The 22397-nt window shown below is 54.5% G+C and carries 28 protein-coding genes; 25 read left to right on the top strand and 3 right to left on the bottom strand.

Annotation, left to right across the window (positions count from 1 at the left end):
* Window positions 1-2 precede the first annotated feature (2 nt).
* Window positions 3-725: a hypothetical protein gene (locus JM656_RS05565; protein ID WP_203360332.1), complete on the top strand. Its 723-nt coding sequence runs from the start codon at window positions 3-5 to the stop codon at window positions 723-725.
* Between the two features lie 31 nt (window positions 726-756).
* On the opposite strand, the gene JM656_RS05560 is transcribed toward JM656_RS05565, so the two are convergent.
* On the bottom strand, window positions 757-1794 hold the full coding sequence (locus JM656_RS05560; RefSeq protein WP_203360331.1) for a phage portal protein: 1038 nt from the start codon (window positions 1792-1794) through the stop codon (window positions 757-759).
* Complete coding sequence (locus JM656_RS05555; protein WP_203360330.1) at window positions 1794-3563, bottom strand: terminase ATPase subunit family protein; 1770 nt, start codon at window positions 3561-3563, stop codon at window positions 1794-1796. The genes JM656_RS05560 and JM656_RS05555 overlap by 1 nt, the downstream gene beginning before the upstream one ends.
* Window positions 3564-3727: 164 nt before the next feature.
* Between JM656_RS05555 and JM656_RS05550 the strand changes: the two genes are divergently transcribed.
* The 11 genes from JM656_RS05550 (at window position 3728) to JM656_RS05505 (ending at window position 9513) form a co-directional block, all read left to right on the top strand.
* Window positions 3728-4591, top strand: coding sequence for a GPO family capsid scaffolding protein (locus tag JM656_RS05550; protein WP_203360329.1), 864 nt, complete (start codon window positions 3728-3730; stop codon window positions 4589-4591).
* Window positions 4592-4622: 31 nt separating this feature from the next.
* Complete coding sequence (locus tag JM656_RS05545; protein ID WP_203360328.1) at window positions 4623-5807, top strand: phage major capsid protein, P2 family; 1185 nt, start codon at window positions 4623-4625, stop codon at window positions 5805-5807.
* Window positions 5808-5810: 3 nt separating this feature from the next.
* On the top strand, window positions 5811-6572 hold the full coding sequence (locus JM656_RS05540) for a terminase endonuclease subunit (RefSeq protein ID WP_203360327.1): 762 nt from the start codon (window positions 5811-5813) through the stop codon (window positions 6570-6572).
* Window positions 6573-6671: 99 nt separating this feature from the next.
* Entirely contained in the window at window positions 6672-7178 is a 507-nt protein-coding gene (locus JM656_RS05535) for a head completion/stabilization protein (RefSeq protein ID WP_203360326.1), read from the top strand.
* Window positions 7178-7381, top strand: coding sequence for a tail protein X (locus JM656_RS05530; protein ID WP_096971392.1), 204 nt, complete (start codon window positions 7178-7180; stop codon window positions 7379-7381). Before JM656_RS05535 ends, JM656_RS05530 begins: the two co-directional genes overlap by 1 nt.
* Window positions 7372-7593 (top strand): HP1 family phage holin, encoded by a 222-nt coding sequence (locus tag JM656_RS05525; protein ID WP_203360325.1) that lies wholly within the window; start codon window positions 7372-7374, stop codon window positions 7591-7593. Before JM656_RS05530 ends, JM656_RS05525 begins: the two co-directional genes overlap by 10 nt.
* A complete protein-coding gene (locus JM656_RS05520) occupies window positions 7577-8086 on the top strand; it encodes a lysozyme (RefSeq protein WP_097408503.1) in 510 nt (169 codons plus the stop codon). The genes JM656_RS05525 and JM656_RS05520 overlap by 17 nt, the downstream gene beginning before the upstream one ends.
* The gene (gene lysB / locus JM656_RS05515; protein WP_203360324.1) at window positions 8083-8508 is read left to right on the top strand and encodes an Rz-like lysis system protein LysB; all 426 of its coding nucleotides are present in this window, start codon (window positions 8083-8085) and stop codon (window positions 8506-8508) included. The genes JM656_RS05520 and lysB overlap by 4 nt, the downstream gene beginning before the upstream one ends.
* Window positions 8396-8641 carry an Rz1-like lysis system protein LysC gene (gene lysC, locus JM656_RS22250; protein ID WP_238929197.1) on the top strand — a complete coding sequence of 82 codons (246 nt, stop codon included), beginning with the start codon at window positions 8396-8398 and terminating at the stop codon, window positions 8639-8641. The genes lysB and lysC overlap by 113 nt, the downstream gene beginning before the upstream one ends.
* Window positions 8604-9071: a phage tail protein gene (locus JM656_RS05510; RefSeq protein WP_203360323.1), complete on the top strand. Its 468-nt coding sequence runs from the start codon at window positions 8604-8606 to the stop codon at window positions 9069-9071. The genes lysC and JM656_RS05510 overlap by 38 nt, the downstream gene beginning before the upstream one ends.
* Window positions 9064-9513: a phage virion morphogenesis protein gene (locus JM656_RS05505; RefSeq protein WP_203360322.1), complete on the top strand. Its 450-nt coding sequence runs from the start codon at window positions 9064-9066 to the stop codon at window positions 9511-9513. Before JM656_RS05510 ends, JM656_RS05505 begins: the two co-directional genes overlap by 8 nt.
* 50 nt (window positions 9514-9563) lie before the next feature.
* On the opposite strand, the gene JM656_RS05500 is transcribed toward JM656_RS05505, so the two are convergent.
* A complete protein-coding gene (locus tag JM656_RS05500; RefSeq protein WP_203360321.1) occupies window positions 9564-11063 on the bottom strand; it encodes a hypothetical protein in 1500 nt (499 codons plus the stop codon).
* 148 nt (window positions 11064-11211) lie between these two features.
* Here JM656_RS05500 and JM656_RS05495 point away from each other — a divergent pair, with 148 nt between their 5' ends.
* The 13 genes from JM656_RS05495 to JM656_RS05435 all read left to right on the top strand — a co-directional run bounded on the left by JM656_RS05495 (window position 11212) and on the right by JM656_RS05435 (window position 22382).
* Entirely contained in the window at window positions 11212-11853 is a 642-nt protein-coding gene (locus JM656_RS05495) for a phage baseplate assembly protein V (protein WP_203360320.1), read from the top strand.
* Window positions 11850-12200 carry a GPW/gp25 family protein gene (locus JM656_RS05490; protein WP_203360319.1) on the top strand — a complete coding sequence of 117 codons (351 nt, stop codon included), beginning with the start codon at window positions 11850-11852 and terminating at the stop codon, window positions 12198-12200. Before JM656_RS05495 ends, JM656_RS05490 begins: the two co-directional genes overlap by 4 nt.
* Window positions 12201-12205: 5 nt before the next feature.
* A complete protein-coding gene (locus tag JM656_RS05485; protein WP_203360318.1) occupies window positions 12206-13114 on the top strand; it encodes a baseplate assembly protein in 909 nt (302 codons plus the stop codon).
* Window positions 13107-13637 (top strand): phage tail protein I, encoded by a 531-nt coding sequence (locus tag JM656_RS05480; protein ID WP_203360317.1) that lies wholly within the window; start codon window positions 13107-13109, stop codon window positions 13635-13637. The genes JM656_RS05485 and JM656_RS05480 overlap by 8 nt, the downstream gene beginning before the upstream one ends.
* Window positions 13638-13648: 11 nt before the next feature.
* Entirely contained in the window at window positions 13649-15352 is a 1704-nt protein-coding gene (locus JM656_RS05475; RefSeq protein ID WP_203360316.1) for a phage tail protein, read from the top strand.
* Window positions 15352-15930 (top strand): tail fiber assembly protein, encoded by a 579-nt coding sequence (locus tag JM656_RS05470; protein ID WP_203360315.1) that lies wholly within the window; start codon window positions 15352-15354, stop codon window positions 15928-15930. Before JM656_RS05475 ends, JM656_RS05470 begins: the two co-directional genes overlap by 1 nt.
* Window positions 15931-16065: 135 nt before the next feature.
* The gene (locus tag JM656_RS05465) at window positions 16066-17259 is read left to right on the top strand and encodes a phage tail sheath protein (protein ID WP_203360314.1); all 1194 of its coding nucleotides are present in this window, start codon (window positions 16066-16068) and stop codon (window positions 17257-17259) included.
* 12 nt (window positions 17260-17271) lie between these two features.
* Window positions 17272-17790 carry a phage major tail tube protein gene (locus JM656_RS05460; RefSeq protein WP_001207672.1) on the top strand — a complete coding sequence of 173 codons (519 nt, stop codon included), beginning with the start codon at window positions 17272-17274 and terminating at the stop codon, window positions 17788-17790.
* A gap of 53 nt (window positions 17791-17843) precedes the next feature.
* The gene (locus JM656_RS05455; protein ID WP_203360313.1) at window positions 17844-18158 is read left to right on the top strand and encodes a phage tail assembly protein; all 315 of its coding nucleotides are present in this window, start codon (window positions 17844-17846) and stop codon (window positions 18156-18158) included.
* A gap of 32 nt (window positions 18159-18190) precedes the next feature.
* Complete coding sequence (locus JM656_RS05450) at window positions 18191-18313, top strand: GpE family phage tail protein (RefSeq protein ID WP_000763322.1); 123 nt, start codon at window positions 18191-18193, stop codon at window positions 18311-18313.
* Window positions 18303-20744: a phage tail tape measure protein gene (locus JM656_RS05445; RefSeq protein ID WP_203360312.1), complete on the top strand. Its 2442-nt coding sequence runs from the start codon at window positions 18303-18305 to the stop codon at window positions 20742-20744. Before JM656_RS05450 ends, JM656_RS05445 begins: the two co-directional genes overlap by 11 nt.
* 13 nt (window positions 20745-20757) lie before the next feature.
* Window positions 20758-21222 (top strand): phage tail protein, encoded by a 465-nt coding sequence (locus JM656_RS05440; RefSeq protein ID WP_203360311.1) that lies wholly within the window; start codon window positions 20758-20760, stop codon window positions 21220-21222.
* Window positions 21219-22382 (top strand): phage late control D family protein, encoded by a 1164-nt coding sequence (locus tag JM656_RS05435; RefSeq protein ID WP_203360310.1) that lies wholly within the window; start codon window positions 21219-21221, stop codon window positions 22380-22382. Before JM656_RS05440 ends, JM656_RS05435 begins: the two co-directional genes overlap by 4 nt.
* Window positions 22383-22397 lie beyond the last annotated feature (15 nt).

Here is a 22397-nt window from a genome sequence, read left to right as displayed (position 1 = left end):
GTATGAGCAGAGTCAAGTGGGTATGTCTGATAACGATTGTTTTCACTTGGGGAGGATACTATCTAAATTTTGGGCTAAAAGGCACCTTATCCAATAATACTGAGGTATGGGGGCAGTTTGGGGACTATGTGGGTGGTGTAGTAAACCCTATTCTAACTTTCTTTACAATATATTTACTTATAAGATCCATTGGCTTACAGAGGGAATCCAATGATTGTTTAGTTAATGAAATAAAACGCCAAGAAAAATTGGAAGATTATAAGAAATTTGAATCTAGATTTTTCAAATTACTAGAGTCGCAAGAAACTAGTTTTCAGAGATTCAAATTGAATGTAGGAGATAATGAAGATGGAACATCTCAAATATTTAATGGTAACACTGCTGTTTCTCATATAGAGAATGAGTTATCCATCCTCGTCGATGCCAAAATAAACACTTCCAGAATCCGCACTTGGTTAGATGATCTAGATGATGATGGTGCATATTTTTCACTTACAAGAAGATTTTACCTTATTGTAAAACTAGTGGATGACAACACCATTTCAAAAAACTCTCGTGAAGAAATGTATGAATCACTAGTAAATCTAACTGATGTAAAAATAATAAGCATGATTGTAATTCTTAGCATCTACTATGATTGGGATGCAATGAAATATATTAAAGCAACAAAGATATTAGACCGAGAGGGGCTTAGAGAGTACGCGGCTCGTTATACGGTGATATAAAATAAAGGCCGCCTTTCGGCGGCTTTGTGGGTTATTCACTAGTATCGAGTGAATATTTTTCGAAGCGGATAATCTCTTCACCCGCCCACTCGTTAAGCTCCATGAAGCGTGCCTGTAGTGGGGTCAGCTCGTTACGCACAAAGACCTTTGCCACCTTCTCAACGTCACCCACGGAGCCGACATTCTCCGGCTTGCCGCCCATCAGCTGGAACGGGATGCGGTGCGCGTCTAGCAGGTCAGCGGCGCTGACTTTCTTGATATTAAAAAAATCATCCTTCGTCGCGACTTCGCTCAGCGGCACAATTTTAATCCCGTCCGGTTTACCGTGCGGCGCGTAGAAAAACAGATTTTTAAAATTGCCGAGCCCTTTCGAGTCGCGCATCGCCTTTCGCAGCGCCTCAACGTCTGTGCTGTTCTGAGCGGCGTCTGTCACATACATGATGTACCCGGCGTGGGCGCCGTTCTGATAATACTTACGACGAAACAGCGTAGCCGACTCATTCAGCCAGGCTGAATTGAGTGCGCTCAGGTATTCCGGCATCCCGTACAGCTCCTGATTAATATCGGGCTCGAGCAGGTGGAAGACAGAACCGGGCACGAACTCATGCGGCTGGGTGTAGGACTGAATATACCAGTACACATCATCCTCGATGCCACGACGGGTGTATTTAGCCGGTGAGGTTTCATACTTCAGCGGCTTACCGGTCATACCTCGACGCTGTTCGATAAACGCATTACCAAACACCAGATAATCAAGCGCGAAACGGGTGAAGTCCTGACGGGATAACAGCGGGTGCGGGATGTAGGTCGACACCAGAATATTACGCTTCACGTAAATCGGTGAGCTGTGATGAACGGCGGCGCGCATGCTCTTCGCCAACCCGGAGAAACTCACCGGCGGCTCATACCACTGGCCGTTGTCGATGCACTCCACATAATCGAGAATGTCGCGGCGATCGAGTACCGGCGTCGGCTCGCCAAAGGTGAATGCCTCCATGCTCTGTGCCGGTGCGGCGGTGTGATTTTGGGTGCACGGCTGCTGCTGGCGCTTGTTGCGATTCTTGCTCATTAGTTCCACTCCATAATACTGGATGACTGTTCGCCGGTCGCGGCGGTCAGCGGCTCATTGATTAATACGTGCATGGTTGCCCATGCGAGATCGGCGTGACTGGCTTCCTCGGTGCGGCTGGCCTCATAGGTCGAGCTGCGGCCGCTGCTGGTCATGGTTTTGCGGATAGACATAAACGACTGCGTGAGGTCGGTCGCGCTGACGTCGTACTCAAGGCAACCGCGACGAATGGTGTCTTTGGCTTTGAGCACCATTGCGGTTTTCATTTCCGGCGTGTAGCGGATTTCACGCGCGGCCGGGTAGAACGAGCGCACCAACTGGAAGACGCCCTGACCGAGCCCGGTCGCATCGATGCCGATGTATTCGACGGTATATTTCTGCGTGAGCTCGCGAATGGATTCGGCCTGCTGGGCAAAATCCATCCCTTTCCACTGATGGCGCTCGAGAATACGGAACCGGCCACCGGCGACGACTGGCGGCGCGATGACGACACACCCGGCGCTGTCGCCACGTAATGACGGGTCGTAACCAATCCACACCGGGCGGTGACCGAATGGCCGGTCGGCGAATGGCTGGTAGTCTTCCCATTTCTCGAGGCTGTCGACCATGCAACGCTGGAGCTCTTCGAACGGGAAGACCGATGCTTTATCGTCGACGAACTCGCACATAAACAGGTTGCGGAACTCATCGACGCTGTTCTCGCGCTTCAGCGTATCGATGTTAAACAGGGTGCACCCTTTGGCGAGTGCGTCCTCAATGGTGACGATCTGTCGCCACTGGCCGTCCGGGCAAGCGACGCCCTTCGCGAGTGCGGCGTGACTGATATCGATATCGACGCGCTCGCTCTTGTCTGAGCGCCCCTTGTTGAACTGCTCACCCGACCAGAACGGGTAGGCTCCGTGCGCCAGCGACGATGGGGTCGAAAAATAGGTCGTGCGTAAATGCTCCTGTGACGACATACCACCGGCGACGCGCTTCAGTTTCTGAAAGTTGGGGATCCAGAATATTTCGTCGACGTACAGGTCGCCGTTGTGACTCTGTGCGGTGTTGGCATTGGTGCCGAGAAACATCAGCTCTGCGCCGTTGTTGCCGAGCACAATCGGGTCGCCGGTGAGCTCGACGCCAGCCAGCCGGGCAAAGGCGATGATGTATTTTCGAAATACGTAAGCCTGTGTCTTACTGGCCGATAAAAATATCTGGTTGTGGCCGGTCTTCAGCGCCTGTAACAGCGCCTCACGTGCAAAGTAGAACGTCGCGCCAATCTGTCGTGATTTCAGGATGTGCCTGATACGGTGCGCCAGCCCCGCGCGCCACCACTCGAGCTGATAGTCGAAAGACTGGTCGAGGAAAATCTCTTCGAGTTTCTCGATAGCCTCTTCGCTGAAAAAGTTCTTTTTCGGTTTCTTCTTTTCCCCTTTGTTGCGGTTGGCGACGTTCGGGTTTAAATCCGCTTCGTTGCCGGTCTGGCCGTAGCGATTGACCCGCGCAAGGCGCTCCATCTGGCGCGCCAGAAAATCCGCGACCTTAAAGTCGTGAGCCGTCAGGTCGGGCTTTGCGTAAAGCTGAATCAGTCGCGCCTCGAGCGTGAATTCGACCCGGTTTAGCGGGGCGGTTTCTTCCCATTTATCACGCTGTTTCCAGCTCTGCACCGTGGGGCGCTTAACCTGCAATTGCTCTGCGATTTGTGGCACGGAAAAGCCCTGCCAGAACAAAAGCGCGGCTTGTCGTCGCGGATCGCTGAGTAGTGATGTGTCGGTTGTAGTGGTCATAAAACCTCGCCGTGATGAGTACACGGCAAGGCTAAAGATTCAGGGGGGATGAATCGCTAACCCCCTGTTGTGTCAGGGGTTGCACTTCTGTAACCGGTGGCTGGTGAAGGGCTGAGTCGGGAAACTACATCCGACCCGATAACCCAACTCAGGACACCTGACTCATGGCTAAAAAAATTTCTAAATGGTTTCGCATCGGTGTCGAGGGTGACACCTGCGACGGTCGCGAAATCAATGCGACTGATATTCAGGACATGGCCGACGGCTTTGACCCGCGCGTCTATGGCTGTCGTATCAACCTCGAGCATATTCGCGGGATTTACCCCGACAGTCCGTTTTGCCGCTACGGCGACGTGGTGGAAGTGAAAGCGGAAGTGATCGACGACGATTCGGCGCTCAACGGCAAGCTGGCGCTCTTCGGCAAAATCGCCCCGCTCGACAACCTGCTCGCGATGCTGGCGAAAGGCCAGAAGGTTTACACCTCGATGGAGATTCGCCCGAACTTTGCCAAAACCGGCAAATGTCACCTTATCGGGCTGGCGGTGACCGATGATCCGGCGAGTCTCGGTACTGAATACCTGCAATTCTGCTCCCGCGCACAGCAAAACCCACTGGCCGGGAAGAAAGACCAGCCGGGTGACCTGTTCTCTGTGGCGACCTTTGCCGAGCTGGTATTCGAAGACCAGCCCGAAACCATCATCACCAGGCTGAGCGACACCGTGAAAAGCATCTTCAGCCGTAAACAGGCTGACGACGATGCGCGATTCGGTGACGTGCACGAAGCCGTGACCGCCATCGCCGAGCAGGTGCAGACCGGCGGCGAAAGCGCTGAGGTGCGTTTCAGCCAGCTTGAAAGCGATGTCGCTGCCGTCAAAAAAGCGCTGACCGAGCAGGCCGCAACCACCACGCAGCAATTCAGCACCATCAAAAACACGCTGGAAAACACCGAAGACAAAACGCAACCGCGCCGCAAGTTAAGCACCGGTGGCGACGGTGATTCGGCGGGCTCCACGCTGACCGACTGCTAACCCCTGATAAACCCGAAGGAATACAAAACTCATGCGTAAAGAGACCCGTTTTCAATTCAATAAATATCTGAGCCGTATCGCCGAGCTGAACGGCATCGAGGCCAGCGACCTCGACAAAAAATTTACCGTCGAGCCGTCGGTCACTCAGACCCTGTTTGACAAAATTCAGCAGTCGTCCAGCTTCCTGAAGCTCATCAACATGGTGACCGTTTCCGAGCTGACCGAAGAGAAAGTCGGCATCGATGTGACCGGCTCCATTGCCAGCACCGCTGACACCGACGGCGGGGTCGAGCGTAAAACCGCTGATTTCGCGAAGCTCGATGCGTATCGCTATTTCTGCCACCCGGTGAACTTCGACTATCACCTGAAGTACAACAAACTCGACCTGTGGGCGCGTTTTCAGGATTTCCAGATCCGAATCCGTAACGCCATCATCAAGCGTCAGGCGCTGGATTACATCACTATCGGCTTTAACGGCGTGAGCCGGGCGGCGACCTCTGACCGTGCTCAGAATCCGCTGCTTCAGGACGTGGCTGTCGGCTGGTTGCAGAAATACCGCAACGATGCGCCTGAGCGCGTTATGTCCAGCATCACCGCTAAAGACGGCACCGTTATCTCAAACACCATCAAGGTGGGTAAAGGTGGTCATTACGCCAACCTCGACGCGCTGGTCATGGATGCATTTGAATCGCTGGTCGCTGAGATTCACCGCGAAAACCCGGAAATGGTTGTTATCTGTGGTCGCCGTATCCTGACCGACAAATACTTCCCGATGATTAACAAATTCCAGGCGAACAGCGAACAACTCGCTGGTGAGCTGATTATCAGTCAGAAAACCATCGGTCAGCTTCAGGCGGTGCGCGCGCCGTTCTTCCCAGCCAACAGTGTCTTCATCACCACGCTGGATAACATTTCGATTTATTTGTACGAGGACGGCCACCGCCGCCACATCGTCGAAAACCCGAAACTCGACCAGGTGGAAAACTACGAACAGGTCAAAGTCGATTTCGTTATCGAAGACTACGAGGCCGGGTGCCTGATTGAGAATATCGAGATCCTCGAACAGGACGAGACTGCCACACCGGAAGCGACCAGCGCGGAAGTCTTCGCTGCGGCAATGGTCAAGGCGATGCAGTCGATGACCGCTACCGCAGCACCGGCCAGCGCTGAAATTACTGGCGGTGACGCTGGCACCACTGACGGCGTGGAGGCGTAACCGATGGCAACCCCCGCACAGCGTCACGCGATGCGGGTCTCGGCTATCAGGGCATCGCAGCGGGATAACGCCCCGCTGCGTCATGCCTCACCTTACGAGCAAATGCTCGTCAAGCTGGCCGCAGACCGCCGGACGCTATCAGAAATCCGCTCGAAAGAACGCAAAGCGGATAAAAAACGCGAATTACTCCCGCTGTACTTGCCGTGGGTCGCTGGTGTACTGGAAAGCGGCTCCGGCGCACAGGATGACATTCTGATGACGGTGATGCTCTGGCGTCTCGATGCGGGGGATATCACCGGCGCTATCGAGATTGCGCGCTATGCGCTGCGTTTCGGTCTGTCGATGCCGGAAAACCATTCCCGCACCGCGCCTTACATGCTGGCCGAAGAGGTGGCGCTCGCGGCACTCCGCGCCCGTATCGCCGGTGAGCCGGTCGACGCCGCACATCTGCTCGAGGTCATCGGTCTGACCGATGCCGCCGATATGCCTGACGAAGTGCGCGCCCGGCTGCATAAGGTCACCGGCCTGACGTTGCGTGATGCTGGTCGGCTTCCTGAAGCGCTGGCGCACCTGCAACGCGCCCTACAGCTCGACACCAACGTCGGGGTACGAAAAGACGTTGAGACCCTCGGTCGTGAGCTGAACCCGAAGCCAGTCGCCGTCAAAAGAGCGGCAAAGAAAACCGCTGCGAAAAAGGCACCCGCTAAAAAACCAGATTCACCGGTGAAACGAGGGCGAGGACGCCCGAAGAAAGTCACCGGTTAACAGAACGCTCCCCGAGCCGGGCGGCACGCCGGTCAATGCGGGTATTGATTGCCCTGACTGCGACCGGCGTCCACCGCCCACCCATTACCCGAGGTTGTCATGACGACAGTGATTATTGAGCCAAAAAAAGAGCCGCAGGACGTGCCGGGCGTGGTGATACCGCCACCGGGCGTGAGCGAGCCGGTAATAAAAAATACCTTCTTTTTTCCTGATGTTGATCCGAAGCGCGTGCGTGAGCTGATGCGTCTGGAGCAGACCGTTTCCCCGCTGCGCCTGAATGATGCGATTAAAGCCGGTATGGCCGAAACCAATGCGGAGCTTGCCCTGTGGCGGGTTGACCAGATGGCCGCAGGTCATCAGACGCTGGCGGATGTGCCTGCCGATGAGATCGACGGTGAAAGCGTGCGCTGTTTCCACTATTTCCGCGCCGTCTGCGCCATGACCAGTGCCACCCTGTTTGAACGCTATCGCGGCATCGATGCGACGGCGAAAGGCGACCGCAAGGCGGAAAGCACCGAGGCGGTTATCGATGAACTGTGGCGGGATATGCGCTGGTCTGTGGCGCGTATTCAGGACAAGCCGCGCTGCATTGTCGGCCAAATCTGATGAAGGTTTACGCGATGCAGGGTGACACCCTCGACGCGATTTGCGCCCGGTATTACGGGCGCACTGAGGGTGTCGTTGAAACGGTGCTGCAGGCGAATCCGGGGCTGTCGGAGCTGGGCGTTATTCTGCCGCACGGCACAGCCATTGAACTGCCCGAAACCGACAGCGCCCCGAAAACCGAAACGGTGAATCTATGGGACTGAGTGTGGAAAAAATCACGACGTTTATCGCTTACTGGCTGGCCGTGGGGCTGGCCTATTTCGGGGCGATGTCGCCCGAAAAGCTGGCGCTGTATGTGGGTAGTGCTTGCGCCATTTTTACCGCGCTGACGAACTACTGGTTTAAGCGCAAAACCTACCGCTATCTGAAATCGCTCGGACTCGATAAGGGGGCGATACGTGAGCTCAATCATTAAACGCTGCAGTGTGGCCGCTGTGCTGGCGCTGGCGGCACTGGTGCCTGACTTTCGTCTGCTTAACACCTCGCCCGAGGGGCTGGCGCTGATTGCTGACCTCGAAGGATGTCGCCTGACGCCTTACCAGTGCAGCGCGGGCGTGTGGACGTCAGGTATCGGCCACACTGCCGGGGTTGTCCCAAAGGGGGATATCACTGAACAGCGCGCGGCGGAAAACCTTGTCGCGGATGTGCTCAACACTGAGCAACGACTCGCGGTCTGTGTGCCGGTGGATATGCCGCCGCGCGTCTATGACACGCTGGTCAGTTTTGCCTTTAACGTGGGAACGGGCGCAGCCTGCCGCTCGACGCTGGTCTCGTATATCAAGCGTCATCAGTGGTGGCAGGCGTGCGACCAGCTCACCCGCTGGGTGTATGTGAATGGTGTCCGAAACCGGGGGCTGGAAAACCGACGCGATCGGGAGTGGGCTTACTGCGTGAAGGGGATGCAATGAAAGTGCTGATTATTCTGCTGGCCGGGCTGCTCGCCGTGGTGCTGTGGCTGCGTCATGACAACGCAAATTTATCCCGATCATTCGAGAAAGCGAACCGGGTCGCCAGCGAGCAAAAGACGACGATTGGCATGCTGAAAAATCAGTTTGCCGTATCGCAGCGCATCGCCAGGACGAATGAAGCCGCGCAGGTCAGACTCAGTGACGAGCTGAACGCCGCCGGTGAGCTGGCGGCAAGACGTGAACACACCATTACGAGACTGCTGAATGAAAACGAGGATTTGCGCCGCTGGTATAGCGCTGATTTGCCTGATGTTGTGCGCAGGTTGCACACCCGCACCGGCTGCGCCTCCGCCGGTCATTGTTTACAACGCCTGCCCGAAGGTGAGCCTTTGCCCGATGCCGGGAAGCGAGCCCACGACTAACGGCGACCTGAGTGCTGATATTCGCAGGCTTGAGCACGCGCTCACCACCTGCGCGATAAAGGTCGAAACTATCAAAGACTGCCAGGACAAAATCGATGCAGAAAATGAAAAGCCTGCGCCAGGCGCTTACTGACGCCGTACCGCAGTTAAAAACCAATCCCGAAATGATGCGTATCTTTGCCGATGAGGGAAATATCGATGCGCGTCTGGCGGCCTCTCTGTCGCACGAAAAAATTTACACCCTGAATGTGATCGTCTGTGATTTTGTGGGCGACCCTGACCTGATTTTTGTGCCGGTGGCGGCGTGGCTGCGTGAGAACCAGCCGGATATCTGCACGCTGGATGAGGGGCGTAAAAAGGGCTATCGATTCCAGATGGATTTAAACGATGGGGATAATGTGGATATCAGTATCAGCCTGCAGCTCACCGAGCGTACCCTCGTCAGGGACGAAAACGGCGCGCTGCACGTCAGCTATGCGCCTGAGCCGCCATTGCCTGAGCCTGTCACGCGACCTACTGAGCTTTATATCAATGGCGAGCTGGTGAGTAAGTGGGATGAATGAATTTAATCCTTTTGATGACAAGCTGGCGGGACTGATTGCGGCAATATCACCTCCGAGTCGGCGTAAGCTGGCCGCTGAAATCGCAAAGCAATTGCGCAGATCTCAACAACAACGCATCAAACAGCAAAAAGCACCTGATGGCACGCCGTATCAGTCGCGAAAGAGTCAGCCGCTCAGGGCAAAATCGGGACGTATTAAACGGGCGATGTTTCAGAAGCTGCGAACGAGTCTCTATATGAAAGCCAGTGGCCGCAATGATGCTGCCGTGGTGGATTTTACCGGCAAAGTGCAACGTATTGCGCAGATCCATCAACTCGGACTCAAAGACCGGCCAAACCCTCATGCTCAGGACGTACAATACCCGGAACGCCAGTTACTCGGATTAAGTCAGGACGATAAACAGCTCGTGGAGGAGCTGGTCATTAGACATTTAGCAGGTTAACTGCTTGGGAGTTTGAGCACTTAACCTGCATGAATTATTAATTTTGTTATTTACTTACGATTCAAGCGTCGACTACGTTTGGCATTTTTATTCTTGTTTTTTTTAGCTCTTTTAGCCTGTTTCTTGACAGTTTTAGCACTAGTAGATTGCTTGTTTTGAACTGGAGTGGTGTAAAGGTCACTTCCTTTATAAATCCAGTCGACAATATTTGCAGGACGCTGAAGATCGAAAATTATACGTGATTCCAAACCAGTTCCAATAAAGGACATAGCACCATTTTTATAAGAGAAAATGGCTTTGTCATCGATCATAAAATAATCGTCAGGGTCTGAGAACGCTTTAGGTAGAGGCGCCAAATGTAGTAGTCCGGGATACCTATCGTTTCCTAGTTGCATGAATTTCCTACAGTCCAGGCATAATACAATGATCAAATCCCCAGTGATAATGTCCTCTATCAACTCATGGGGTAAATCTAAATTGAATAAAGGCTGTACAAAATTCGCGCCAATACTATCTGAAATATTAAAGACGCGGCCTTTAAAGTTAGTTCCATCCATCCATGAATTAAATCCCAAAAATCCCATTTCCGTTTCTTTATAAGCGCCAACATAAACACAATTATCAATAACTTCAATACTCCAATTCTTTCCTGACTTAATGTCACTCCATATATTAACTATATCTTGGTTATAAAATATGGGTATGTAATTTTCATCTTCAATATTGACCTGTTTCTTATGATAATAATCGTATCCGGTACCATTATTTATTGTTTGGGTGATATCCGTTAGCCTTTGCCATTGTTTTTTTGTTCGAGTGTAATGTTTGATATCTTTTTCATTGAATTCTTTAGTATATTGCTCATCAAAGTGTTGACATTTTGTTTCAACGGAAAATTGTGCTGCATGAGAAAACTCTATATTTTTATCGCCGGATTTAACCTCCGTTAGAGTTACTCCCTCCCCCATTTTGAATACTACTAGATCGCCAGCATGTACAAATGTCGTGAGGTCGGAAACGATAGCAATTGAGGTTGCATCTTCATTTATCAAGTCTGCCGCAATCATAGAGTCAATAATATTATCTTTAGACAAATTATCGTTCCCATCAGGTAAGGCAAGTCTTCTTATAGTTGAGTGTTCGTTATTAAATAAAACCCAAACAATTGAATCAATAAATCTTCTTAATACTTTTATTTCATATTGTTTTATCCGAGACTCCCTTAAGCATCTCATTTTTTCTTTACTATTTTTCTGTCTATGAAATTCTTTCGATTGTGCTTTCAACGATGAGATATCATCCAGTCGTAGAATCACCTCAAAAGCAATTGTTTTTTGTGCTATTTTCCAACCTTCATGCACAGCAGATACAAAATCCCTCCGTTCTTTTATGGCATCCTTTTCTCCCACCTTTTCGATTCCATGCTTCCTTATCAAAAATAGAAGATCTTTAGCTAGAGAAACTAATTCAGGTGACAATCGCTTCCATGATGATATGAATGGCCTCATCTTAAATTCCATCACTTTAGAATCGTCTAGTGCATCAGTCATATCAATCTCCATTTAAGACACAACAAAAAGTTAATACACAAACAGGCGTAACAAAATATTCTACTCTATGAAGGTTAACCATGTTGTGCTGGGGATAGCAAAACCCTGCCCGATTGCCGCAGTCCCTGCCCGGCGGCATCCTTTTCCCATGAACAATCTAAATTCTCTGCAGGAAATCGCCCGCGCGATCCGCAACCTTATCCGCACCGGCATTGTGACCGACGTCGAACCCGTTGAGGGGCTTTGTCGTGTGCAAACCGGCGGGATGCAAACCACATGGCTTAACTGGCTGACCTGTCGTGCCGGTCGCTCGCGGGTGTGGTGGGCGCCGTCGGTTGGTGAACAGGTGCTTTTGCTGGCAATAGGCGGCGAGCTCGACACAGCGTTTGTGCTGCCCGGCATTTTCTCTGATGACCATCCCGCGCCGTCGGCCTCGCCTGATGCGCTTCACGTCGCCTTTCCTGACGGGGCGGTTATCGAGTACGAGCCCGAAAACGGGGCGCTCACCGTATCCGGTATCAAAACTGCCGACGTTACTGCGTCGGATTCCATCACTGCCACCGTGCCGCTGGTACTGGTCAGGGCTGAAACCCGCATCACCCTCGATACACCCGAGGTGGTGTGTACCAACAAGCTGACAACCGGCACGCTCGAAGTGAAAAAAGGCGGGAAGATGTCGGGGAACATCGAGCACACCGGCGGGAAATTTACCTCAAACGGCGTGCAGGTGGATGACCACGATCATGGTGGCGTGGAGCCGGGCGGAAACTGGACGAAGGGGGTCAAATGACGGTGCGTTATCTGGGAATGAACAGCCACACCGGCCTCAGTATTTCTGAGGTTGAGCACATCAGGCAAAGCGTGCGCGACATTCTGGTCACGCCGGTGGGCTCGCGCGTCATGCGCCGCGAATATGGCTCGCTGTTGTCTGCACTGATTGACCAGCCGCAGACCCCGGCGCTGCGCCTGCAGATTATGGCCGCATGCTACTCCGCGATCCAGAAGTGGGAACCGCGCGTCAGTTTGTCGACCATCACCTTTGAATGCGGAGAGGATGACGGCGCGATGTACGTCGATATGACCGGCACGCGTTCCGCATCAGGCCAGCCTTTTTCTATCACCCTTCCACTGAGTTAAACGTTATGGCTATTGTTGACCTGAGCCAGCTCGCCGCACCTGATGTTGTGGAGGAGCTGGACTATGAAACCATCCTGACAGAGCGAAAGGCGACGCTTGTCTCACTCTATCCCGAAGAGCAACAGGACGCGGTCGCGCGCACGCTGACGCTTGAATCTGAGCCGATTGTGAAGCTGCTGCAGGAAAATGCTTATCGGGAGGTTATCTGGCGTCAGCATGTGAATGAGTCGGCACGGGCGGTGATGCTGGCTTACGCTGCCGCAAACGACCTCGATAACCTCGGCGCAAATTACAACGTTGAGCGTCTCGTTATTACGCCTGCTGATGACTCGATGCTGCCGCCGACACCTGCCGTGATGGAATCGGACACCGATTATCGCCTGCGTATTCAACAGGCTTTTGAGGGAATGAGCGTGGCCGGGTCGACCGGTGCGTATCAGTTTCATGGCCGCAGCGCTGATGGACGGGTCGCCGATATCTCTGTTATCAGCCCGGAGCCTGCCTGCGTGACCGTGTCGGTACTGTCCCGGGAGAATAACGGTGCGGCATCCGGGGAACTGCTCGCTGTGGTGCGTAATGCGCTCAACGATGAGGATGTGAGGCCGGTTGCTGACCGCGTGACCGTGCAGTCGGCGGTCATTGTCGACTACACCATTGATGCCGCGCTTTATCTTTATCCCGGACCCGAAAGCGAGCCGGTGCTCAGTGCGGCAAAAGCGAAGCTGCAGACCTATATCAACGCGCAGCACCGGCTTGGCCGTGACATCCGCAAGTCTGCCATCTATGCAGCACTTCATGTTGAGGGCGTGCAGCGTGTCGAACTGGCCGCGCCGGTGGCTGACATCGTGCTCGATGATACGCAGGCGTCACACTGCACCGAGTACCGCGTAAATATCGGGGGTAACGATGAGTGAGACCCGTCTGCTGCCGGTGGGCTCCTCGCCGCTTGAGGTGGCGGCGGCGCGCGCCTGCGCGGATATCGAGAACACCCCCGTCCCGCTGCGCCGCTTATGGAACGCCGACACCTGCCCGGCGAATCTGCTGCCGTGGCTGGCGTGGGCGTTTTCGGTTGACCGCTGGGATGAGCACTGGCCGGAAGAGACAAAACGTGAGGTGATCCGCAGCGCGTGGTTTATCCATGCGCACAAAGGGACGATAGGCGCGGTGCGTCGCGTGGTGGAGCCGCTCGGGTATCTGATTAACGTGACGGAATGGTGGGAAACCAACGATCCGCCGGGGACATTTCGCCTTGATATCGGCGTACTGGAGACCGGCATCACTGAAGAAATGTATTACGAAATGGAAAGGCTTATTGCCGATGCAAAGCCAGCCAGCCGCCATCTTATCGGCCTGAATATTATTCAGGACATACCGGGTTATCTCTACACCGGAGCCCTGACCTATGACGGCGACATCATCACGGTTTACCCCGGATAAGTGAGAACACAATGACAGTGAAATATAAAACCGTTATCACCCGAGCCGGTGCGGAGAAACTTGCGGCGGCCACGCTCCCGAACGGGAAGAAAGTCAATTTTGCGGCGATGGCCGTCGGGGATGGCGGCGGAAAACTGCCCGAGCCGGACGCCAGTCAGACAAAACTCGTCAATGAGGTCTGGCGTCATGCCCTGAACAAAATCAGCCTGGACAAAAAAAATAAAAATTATGTCGTGGCGGAGCTGGTGATCCCCCCGGAGACCGGCGGTTTCTGGCTGCGTGAAATGGGGCTTTACGATGACACCGGCACGCTGATTGCGGTCGGTAACATGGCGGAGAGCTACAAGCCCGAACTGGCGGAAGGGTCTGGTCGTGCGCAGACGTTGCGTATGGTGATCATGGTGAGTGATATCGACACCGTTGAGCTGTCCATCGATACCACGCTGGTGATGGCGACGCAGGATTATGTCGACGACAAACTCGCAGAGCATGAGCAGTCCCGTCGCCATCCTGACGCCACGCTGAAAGAAAAAGGGTTCACGCAGTTAAGCAGTGCGACCGACAGCACGTCTGAGGCGCTTGCCGCGACGCCGAAAGCAGTTAAGGCGGCATATGACCTTGCGAAAGGTAAATACACGGCTCAGGACGCGACCACGGCGCAGAAGGGGATTGTTCAGCTCAGTAGCGCCACCGATAGCGTGTCTGAGACGCTCGCCGCAACGCCAAAAGCGGTGAAAGCGGCGAATGATAATGCCAATGGTCGCGTTCCTTCCTCGCGCAAAATTAACGGACATTCCCTGAATGCTGATACCAGTGTCACCTCGCAGGATATTTTTAATGGTCAGGCTATTGGGCTGGTAACGGAAGATTTAGACACCCTTAAAACGCCGGGTATTTACTTTCAGCCAGCGAACGCCAATACCTCAGCCGCCAGACATTACCCTGAAAATAACGCCGGGACGCTGGTCATTTATAAAAATGCCGGAGTCACTCAGGTATACCGGGTTTATAACAGCTCCCGGAGCTACTCTCGCAGCCAGTATTCAACAGGCGCATGGACACCGTGGACGCCTGATGATGTTTTTCCGGTAGGCGCTCCCGTTGCGTGGCCGTCTGACAGTGTTCCTGCTGGCTATGCCGTCATGCAGGGACAAACTTTTGATAAAGCCGCGTATCCGCTGCTTGCTGTGGTGTACCCATCGGGTGTCATTCCTGATATGCGGGGCTGGATTATTAAAGGTAAACCCGCAAGTGGTCGGGCGATATTGTCTCAGGAGCAGGACGGCATTAAATCGCACACCCACGGTGCCAGTGCATCGAATACCGATTTAGGGACAAAGAACACCAGTGCTTTTGACCACGGAACGAAAACCACCACGACCTTTGACTACGGGACAAAAAGCACCAATAACACCGGCGCACATACTCATAATTTTACATACAACAATACTTCAGCCTATAAGGAAACCCCGGGCGTGGGTGGCGCGCTGCACGCCTCCAACGTAAGTAAAGTTGCAGGTAATCGTGTCCAAAGCGCGGGAGCACACGCGCACACTGTAGGTATTGGTGCTCACAATCATACTGTCGGTATTGGTGCGCACAGCCATACTGTGGCAATAGGGGCTCACGGACATAACATCACTGTTAACGCAGCCGGTAACGCTGAAAACACCGTCAAAAACATCGCATTCAACTATATCGTGAGGCTTGCCTGATGACTTTCAAAATGACCGGGAAAAGCCGGACAATCACTGTTTATAACTATCGCGCAGATACCTGTGAATTTATTGGAAAAGGTGACGCCCTGATCCCACCATTTACCGGACTGCCCTCCTGCTGCACAAACGAAATTCCACCGGAAACCAGAGCGGGGTTTATTCCCGTTTATGACACTGAAAACGGACGCTGGAACATCACTGAAGACCACCGGGGTGAGGTTGTCTTTGACACCGAAACAGGTCATCAGAGGGAGATAACCGAGCCGGGTCAATATCCGGCAGGAACAACACCGCTTGCGCCGGAAAACCAGTGGCAGAAATGGAATGGCAAGGCATGGGTTGATGATGCTGATGCAGAACGTAATGCATTGACTGAGTCTGCGAAAAATAACAAAAGCATGCTTCTTAAGCAGGCAAATGATGCTGTTGCGACATTACAGGACGCTGTTGATCTGGAGATGGCAACCGAAGATGAAAAAATGCAGCTCACGGCATGGAGGAAATACCGTGTTTTACTGAGCCGCATCCAGCCAGAGAATGCCCCGGATATTGAGTGGCCACCACTGCCAGTCTGAACCGACATCCGGCGGGCAGTTGCCCGCCTTTTCCTGCCCCGCTGTTGTCTCAGGCTCTAGCCAACCCTGACGGATAGCCCGCACCCGCCACACAACAGAAAATATCACTCACCCCTTAACCACGGAGTTAAACGGATGAGTGACTATCATCACGGCGTGCAGGTCATCGAGATTAACGATGGCGTCCGCACCATTTCCACCGTTTCAACCGCCATTATCGGCATGGTCTGTACGGCCAGCGATGCTGACGAAAAAACATTTCCCCTCAATGAGCCGGTGCTCATTACGAACGTGCAGAGCGCTATCGGTAAAGCCGGTAAACAGGGCACGCTGTCGACGTCCCTGCAGGCTATCGCTGACCAGTGCAAGCCGGTCATCGTGGCCGTGCGTGTGGCCGAAGGTATTGAAGATCCAGAGAACCCCGGGGCGGCGCAGAAACAGACCATTTCCAATATCATCGGCACCACCGATGAAAACGGCAAATATACCGGGCTGAAAGCCCTGCTGACGGCGAAAACTGTCACCGGCGTTAAGCCACGGATTCTCGGCGTGCCGGGGCTGGATTCACAGGAGGTGGCGACCGCACTCGCGTCCACCTGTCAGAGCCTGCGCGCCTTTGGCTATGTCAGCGCGTGGGGTTGTAAAACCATTTCCGATGCCATCGACTACCGCGAGAATTTCAGCCAGCGCGAGCTGATGGTCATCTTCCCTGATTTTCTGGCATGGGACACCACGGCGAACGCGACCGCGACAGCCTGGGCGACGGCGCGCGCACTCGGTCTGCGTGCCAAAATCGACCAGACGGTCGGCTGGCATAAAACCCTGTCAAACGTTGGCGTTAACGGTGTGACAGGCGTCAGCGCCTCCGTGTCGTGGGATTTGCAGGAACCGGCGACCGACGCCAACCTGCTGAATCAGGCCGGTGTCACTACGCTTATCCGCAATGATGGTTTCAAATTTTGGGGCAACCGTACCTGCTCGGATGATCCGCTTTTCCTGTTTGAGAACTACACCCGCACCGCGCAGGTACTGGCCGACACGATGGCGGAGGCGCACGCGTGGGCGATGGATAAACCCATTACCCCGACCCTCATTCGCGACATCGTTTCGGGTATCAATGCCAAATTCCGCGAGCTGAAAACCAACGGTTATATCGTTGACGGCTTCTGCTGGTACGACCCGGAGTCGAATGACACCGCGACCCTGAAAGTGGGGAAACTGTATATCGATTATGACTATACCCCCGTCCCGCCGCTGGAAAACCTGACCCTGCGCCAGCGCATCACCGATACCTATCTGGCGAATCTGTCGGACTCGGTCAACAGCTAAGGAGCTCTGAGCATGGCGTTACCCCGCAAACTGAAATACCTGAATATGTTCAACGATGGCCTCAGCTATATGGGCGTCGTTGAATCCGTCACCCTGCCAAAACTGACCCGCAAGCTGGAGAAATATCGCGGCGGCGGGATGCCGGGAGCGGTGTCGGTTGACCTCGGCCTCGATGATGATGCGCTGTCGCTTGAGTGGACGCTCGGCGGTCTGCCTGACATTGAATTGTGGGCGCAGTACGCCTCGCCGGGTGCTGACAGCGTGCCGCTGCGTTTTACCGGCTCTTATCAGCGTGACGACACCGGCGCGATTTCTGCCGTCGAAGTGGTGATGCGTGGCCGTCATAAAGAATACGACGGCGGTGAAAACAAGCAGGGCGAAAGCGGTACGACCAAAATGGCGACCGAGTGCGCCTATTACCAGCTCACGATCGACGGCAAAGAAGTCATCGAGATTGACGTGATCAACATGGTGCTGAAAGTCGACGGTGTCGACCGTATGGCAGAGCACCGTAAGGCGATTGGCCTGTAATCCCTCAACCGGTCAGCGGGACTGGCCGGTCACTTATTCTGACGAGAGAGAAAATGAAAAATATCAATGAAACTGCTGTTGCTGACACTGAAAACGTTAATCCGAATGTCGTTATTTTTGACACCCCGCTGATGCGCGGTGAGCAGAAAATTGAGCAGGTCACCTTAACCAAACCAAATGCGGGAACCCTGCGCGGGGTGTCGCTGGCGTCGCTGGCAAATTCCGACGTTGATGCGCTGATTAAGGTGCTGCCGCGCATGACGTATCCGGCACTGACCGAGCACGAGCTCGCGCGTCTGGATGCGTCAGACCTGATTTCGCTGGCCGGTAAGGTGGTTGGTTTTTTGTCACCGGCTTCGGGTCGCTGACCTTCCCGGAAAAACTGTCGGTCGATGACCTGATGGCGGATATCGCGGTGATCTTCCACTGGCCGCCATCAGAGCTGAATTCCCTGAGCGTGACCGAGCTCCTGACATGGCGCGATAAGGCGCTGCAACGAAGCGGAAGCCATCATGAGCAATAACGTCAGAATCGAGGTGCTGCTGAACGCCGTCGACCGGGCAAGCCGTCCGCTTAAAGCGATTCAGAACGCCAGCAAATCCCTGTCCGGTGATATCCGCAATTCACAGAAAAGCCTGCGCGAACTTAACGCGCAGGCGTCCCGTATTGACGGATTCCGCAAAGCCAGCGCACAGCTTGCCGTGACCGGCCACTCGCTTGAGAAGGCGAAACAGGAAGCACAAGCCCTTGCCACGCAATTTAAAAACACCGAGCGCCCGACACGTGCGCAGGCGCAGGTGCTTGAATCGGCAAAGCGTGCCGCCGATGGGCTGCAGACGAAATACAACAGCCTCACTGAGTCTGTTAAACGCCAGCAACGCGAGCTCGGTGCTGTCGGGATTAATACCCGTAATCTGGCAAATGATGAGCGGGGGCTCAAATCGCGCATCAGTGAGACCACCGCACAGCTCAATCGTCAGCGTGAGGCACTGGCGAAAGTCAGCGCACAGCAGGCGAAATTAAGCCGGGTGAAAGCGCGGTATCAGGCCGGTAAATCGCTTGCCGGTAGCATGGCGGCGGCTGGTGCTGCCGGTGTCGGTATTGCGACAACAGGAACCATGGCCGGGGTCAAGCTGCTGACGCCGGGTTATGAATTTGCACAGAAAAACTCAGAGCTGCAGGCGGTGCTCGGTGTCGACAAACAGTCGCCCGAAATGCAGGCGCTGCGTAAACAGGCGCGCCAGCTCGGTGACAATACCGCTGCCTCTGCCGATGATGCGGCGGGTGCGCAGATTATCATTGCCAAAAGCGGCGGCGATGCGGCGGCTATTCAGGCGGCGACGCCGGTCACACTGAATATGGCGCTGTCCAACAAGCGCACAATGGAAGAGAACGCCGCGCTGCTGACCGGCATGAAATCCGCGTTTCAGCTCTCTAACGATAAAGTCGCGCATATTGGTGATGTTCTCTCGATGACGATGAACAAAACCGCCGCTGATTTTGACGGGATGAGCGATGCGCTGACCTATGCCGCACCGGTGGCGAAAAATGCCGGGGTAAGTATTGAAGAAACCGCCGCAATGGTGGGGGCGCTGCACGATTCTAAAATCACCGGCTCGATGGCGGGTACAGGGAGCCGTGCCGTTCTGAGTCGCCTGCAGGCGCCGACCGGTAAAGCCTACGACGCCATCAAAGAGCTCGGCATTAAAACGAGCGACAGCAAAGGCAATACGCGCCCGATATTTTCCATCCTGAAGGAAATGCAGCGCAGTTTTGAGAAAAACAATCTCGGAACGGGTCAGAAAGCCGAATACATGAAAACCATTTTCGGTGAAGAGGCCAGCTCGGCGGCCGCTGTGCTGATGGCCGCCGCATCAAGCGGCAAGCTCGACCAGCTCACCGCCGCGTTTAAAGCCTCAGACGGCAAGACTGAGGAACTGGTTAAGGTTATGCAGGATAACCTCGGCGGCGACTTTAAAGAGTTTCAGTCAGCCTATGAGGCGGTCGGCACTGACCTGTTTGATCAGCAGGAGGGCTCACTGCGTAAGCTGACGCAGACGGCCACGCAATATGTGCTCAGGCTCGACGGCTGGATCCAGAAAAATCAGGGGCTGGCGACCACCATCGGCGTGGTGGTCGGGGGGGCGCTGGCGCTGATTGGTGTGATGGGTGGGATTGGCCTTGTCGCATGGCCGGTGGTGATGGGGATTAATGCCATCATTGCGGCGGCTGGCGTGCTTGGTGTGGTTTTCAGTACGGTTGGCGGCGCGATTGTCACGGCCATTGGCGCAATCAGCCTGCCGGTGCTGGCGGTTGCCGGTGCAGTGGTGGCCGGTGCGTTGCTGATCCGTAAATACTGGGAGCCGCTCGGTGCATTCTTCTCAGGCGTGGTGGAGGGACTGAAAGCCGCCTTTGCACCGGTAGGGGACATGTTTACCCCGCTCGCGCCGGTGTTTGACGCCATCGCTGAAAAGCTGGGTGTCGTCTGCCAGTGGTTTAAAGACCTGCTTGCGCCGGTGAAAGCCACGCAGGACACGCTCAACAGTTGCAAAAATGTCGGCGTTACTTTTGGTCAGGCGCTGGCTGATGCGCTGATGATGCCGCTCAAGATGTTTAACAGCCTGAGCGGCAAGGTTGGCTGGCTGCTGGAAAAACTCGGCGTTATTAAAAAAGAATCCAGCGACCTCGACCAGACCGCCGCGAAAGCGAATAAAGCGTCCCCGAATGGCGGGTATATCCCTGCGACCGCAGGTTATGGCGGCTATCAGGCGTATCAGCCGGTCACAGCGCCCGCAGGCCGGTCTTATATCGACCAGAGCAAAAGCGAATATAACATCAACATGCAGGGCGGGGTCGCGCCGGGCAGTGACCTTGACCGCCAGCTCCGTGACGCCGTCGACAAACTTGACCGCGAGAAGCGTGCGCGCCAGCGATCCAGTATGAGACTCGACTGAGGGAGGGGTAAAAATGTTAATGGTGCTGGGATTTTTTGTGTTTGAACGGCGCACCCTGCCGCATCAGTCAATGCAGTATTCGAAGGATTACCGCTGGGTGTCAAATGACCGTATTGGAAAGCCACCGGCTTATCAGTATCTCGGGGAGGGGGAAACCTCGCGCACGCTGTCGGGAACGCTTTACCCTGAAATCACCGGCGGGCGTCTGTCTCTGCAGGCCATTGAACTGATGGCCGACGAGGGGCGCGCATGGCCGCTGATTGACGGAACCGGCATGATCCACGGGATGTATGTCATCGATAAAGTGACTCACAACCACACTGAGTTATTCAGCGACGGCGCGGCTAAAAAAATCGACTTTAGCCTGTCGCTTAAGCGGGTGGATGAATCCCTCGCGGCCATCTACGGCGACCTGAAAACGCAGGCTGACAATCTGGTCACGTCTGCCGGTAACTGGCTCGGGGGGCTGACGGGATGATAACGGGAATGAATATTCAGGCCGGGGGGCGCATCGCCCCTGACTTTATGCTCACGCTCGATGGCGCAGATATCACACAGAATTTCAGCGACCGGCTTATCGGGCTGACCATGACCGACAATCGCGGATTCGAGGCTGACCAGCTTGATATCGAGCTTGATGATTCTGACGGGCTGGTCGAGCTGCCGCCGCGCGGGGCATCGCTGACACTGTGGCTGGGCTGGCAGGGCTCGGCGCTGATAAACAAAGGGAGTTTCACGGTCGACGAAATCGAGCACCGGGGTGCGCCTGACAGGCTGACCATCCGGGGGCGCAGCGCGGATTTTCGCGGGACGCTGAACTCGCGCCGGGAACAGTCATGGCACGACACCAGGCTCGGGGTGATTGTTGAGGCTGTCGCGCAGCGTAACAAACTGACGGCCAGCGTGGCTGATCCCCTGAAATCTGTTGCTGTGCCACATATTGACCAGTCTCAGGAATCCGACGCGGCATTTTTGTCCCGACTGGCGGAGCGGAACGGGGCAACGGTTTCGGTCAAAGCCGGGAAATTGTTATTCCTGAAAGCCGGTAGCGCGATGACGGCCAGTGGCAAGGCCATCCCGCAAATGACCGTCGAACGCGGTGACGGCGACCGGCATCAGTTCGCCATTGCCGACCGCGAGGCATACACCGGCGTCACGGCTAAATGGCTGCACACCAGAGACCCGAAACCGCAAAAGCAAAAGGTGAAGCTCAAACGCAAACCCAAAGAGCAGCACCTGCGTGCGCTGCAGCACCCGAAGGCCGTCAAAACATCGGCAAAGGCTAAAAAGAAAAAGGAGCAGGAAGCGCGGGAAGGTGAGTATATGGCTGGTGAGTCCGACAATGTTCTGGAACTCACGACCATCTACGCGACAAAGGCGCAGGCCATGCGCGCGGCTCAGGCGAAGTGGGACAGGATACAGCGTGGGGTGGCGGAGTTTTCGATTACGCTCGCCACTGGCCGCGCTGATTTATTTCCTGAAACACCAGTTGCAGTAAAAGGCTTTAAGCGCGTTATAGACGAGCAGGCGTGGATAATCAGCCGTGTGGTGCACAGCCTTAACGGGAGCGGCTTCACGACGGGCTTAGAGTTGGAAGTCAAAATTACAGATGTTGAGTATGAAGAAGATGAGAGTTAAAAAAGCAAACAATAA

Source organism: Citrobacter sp. R56, from assembly GCF_016811995.1.
Lineage (GTDB): Bacteria > Pseudomonadota > Gammaproteobacteria > Enterobacterales > Enterobacteriaceae > Citrobacter_D > Citrobacter_D enshiensis.
Note: the sequence above shows the minus strand (reverse complement) of the source record. Positions and strands in the feature narration are given on the sequence as shown.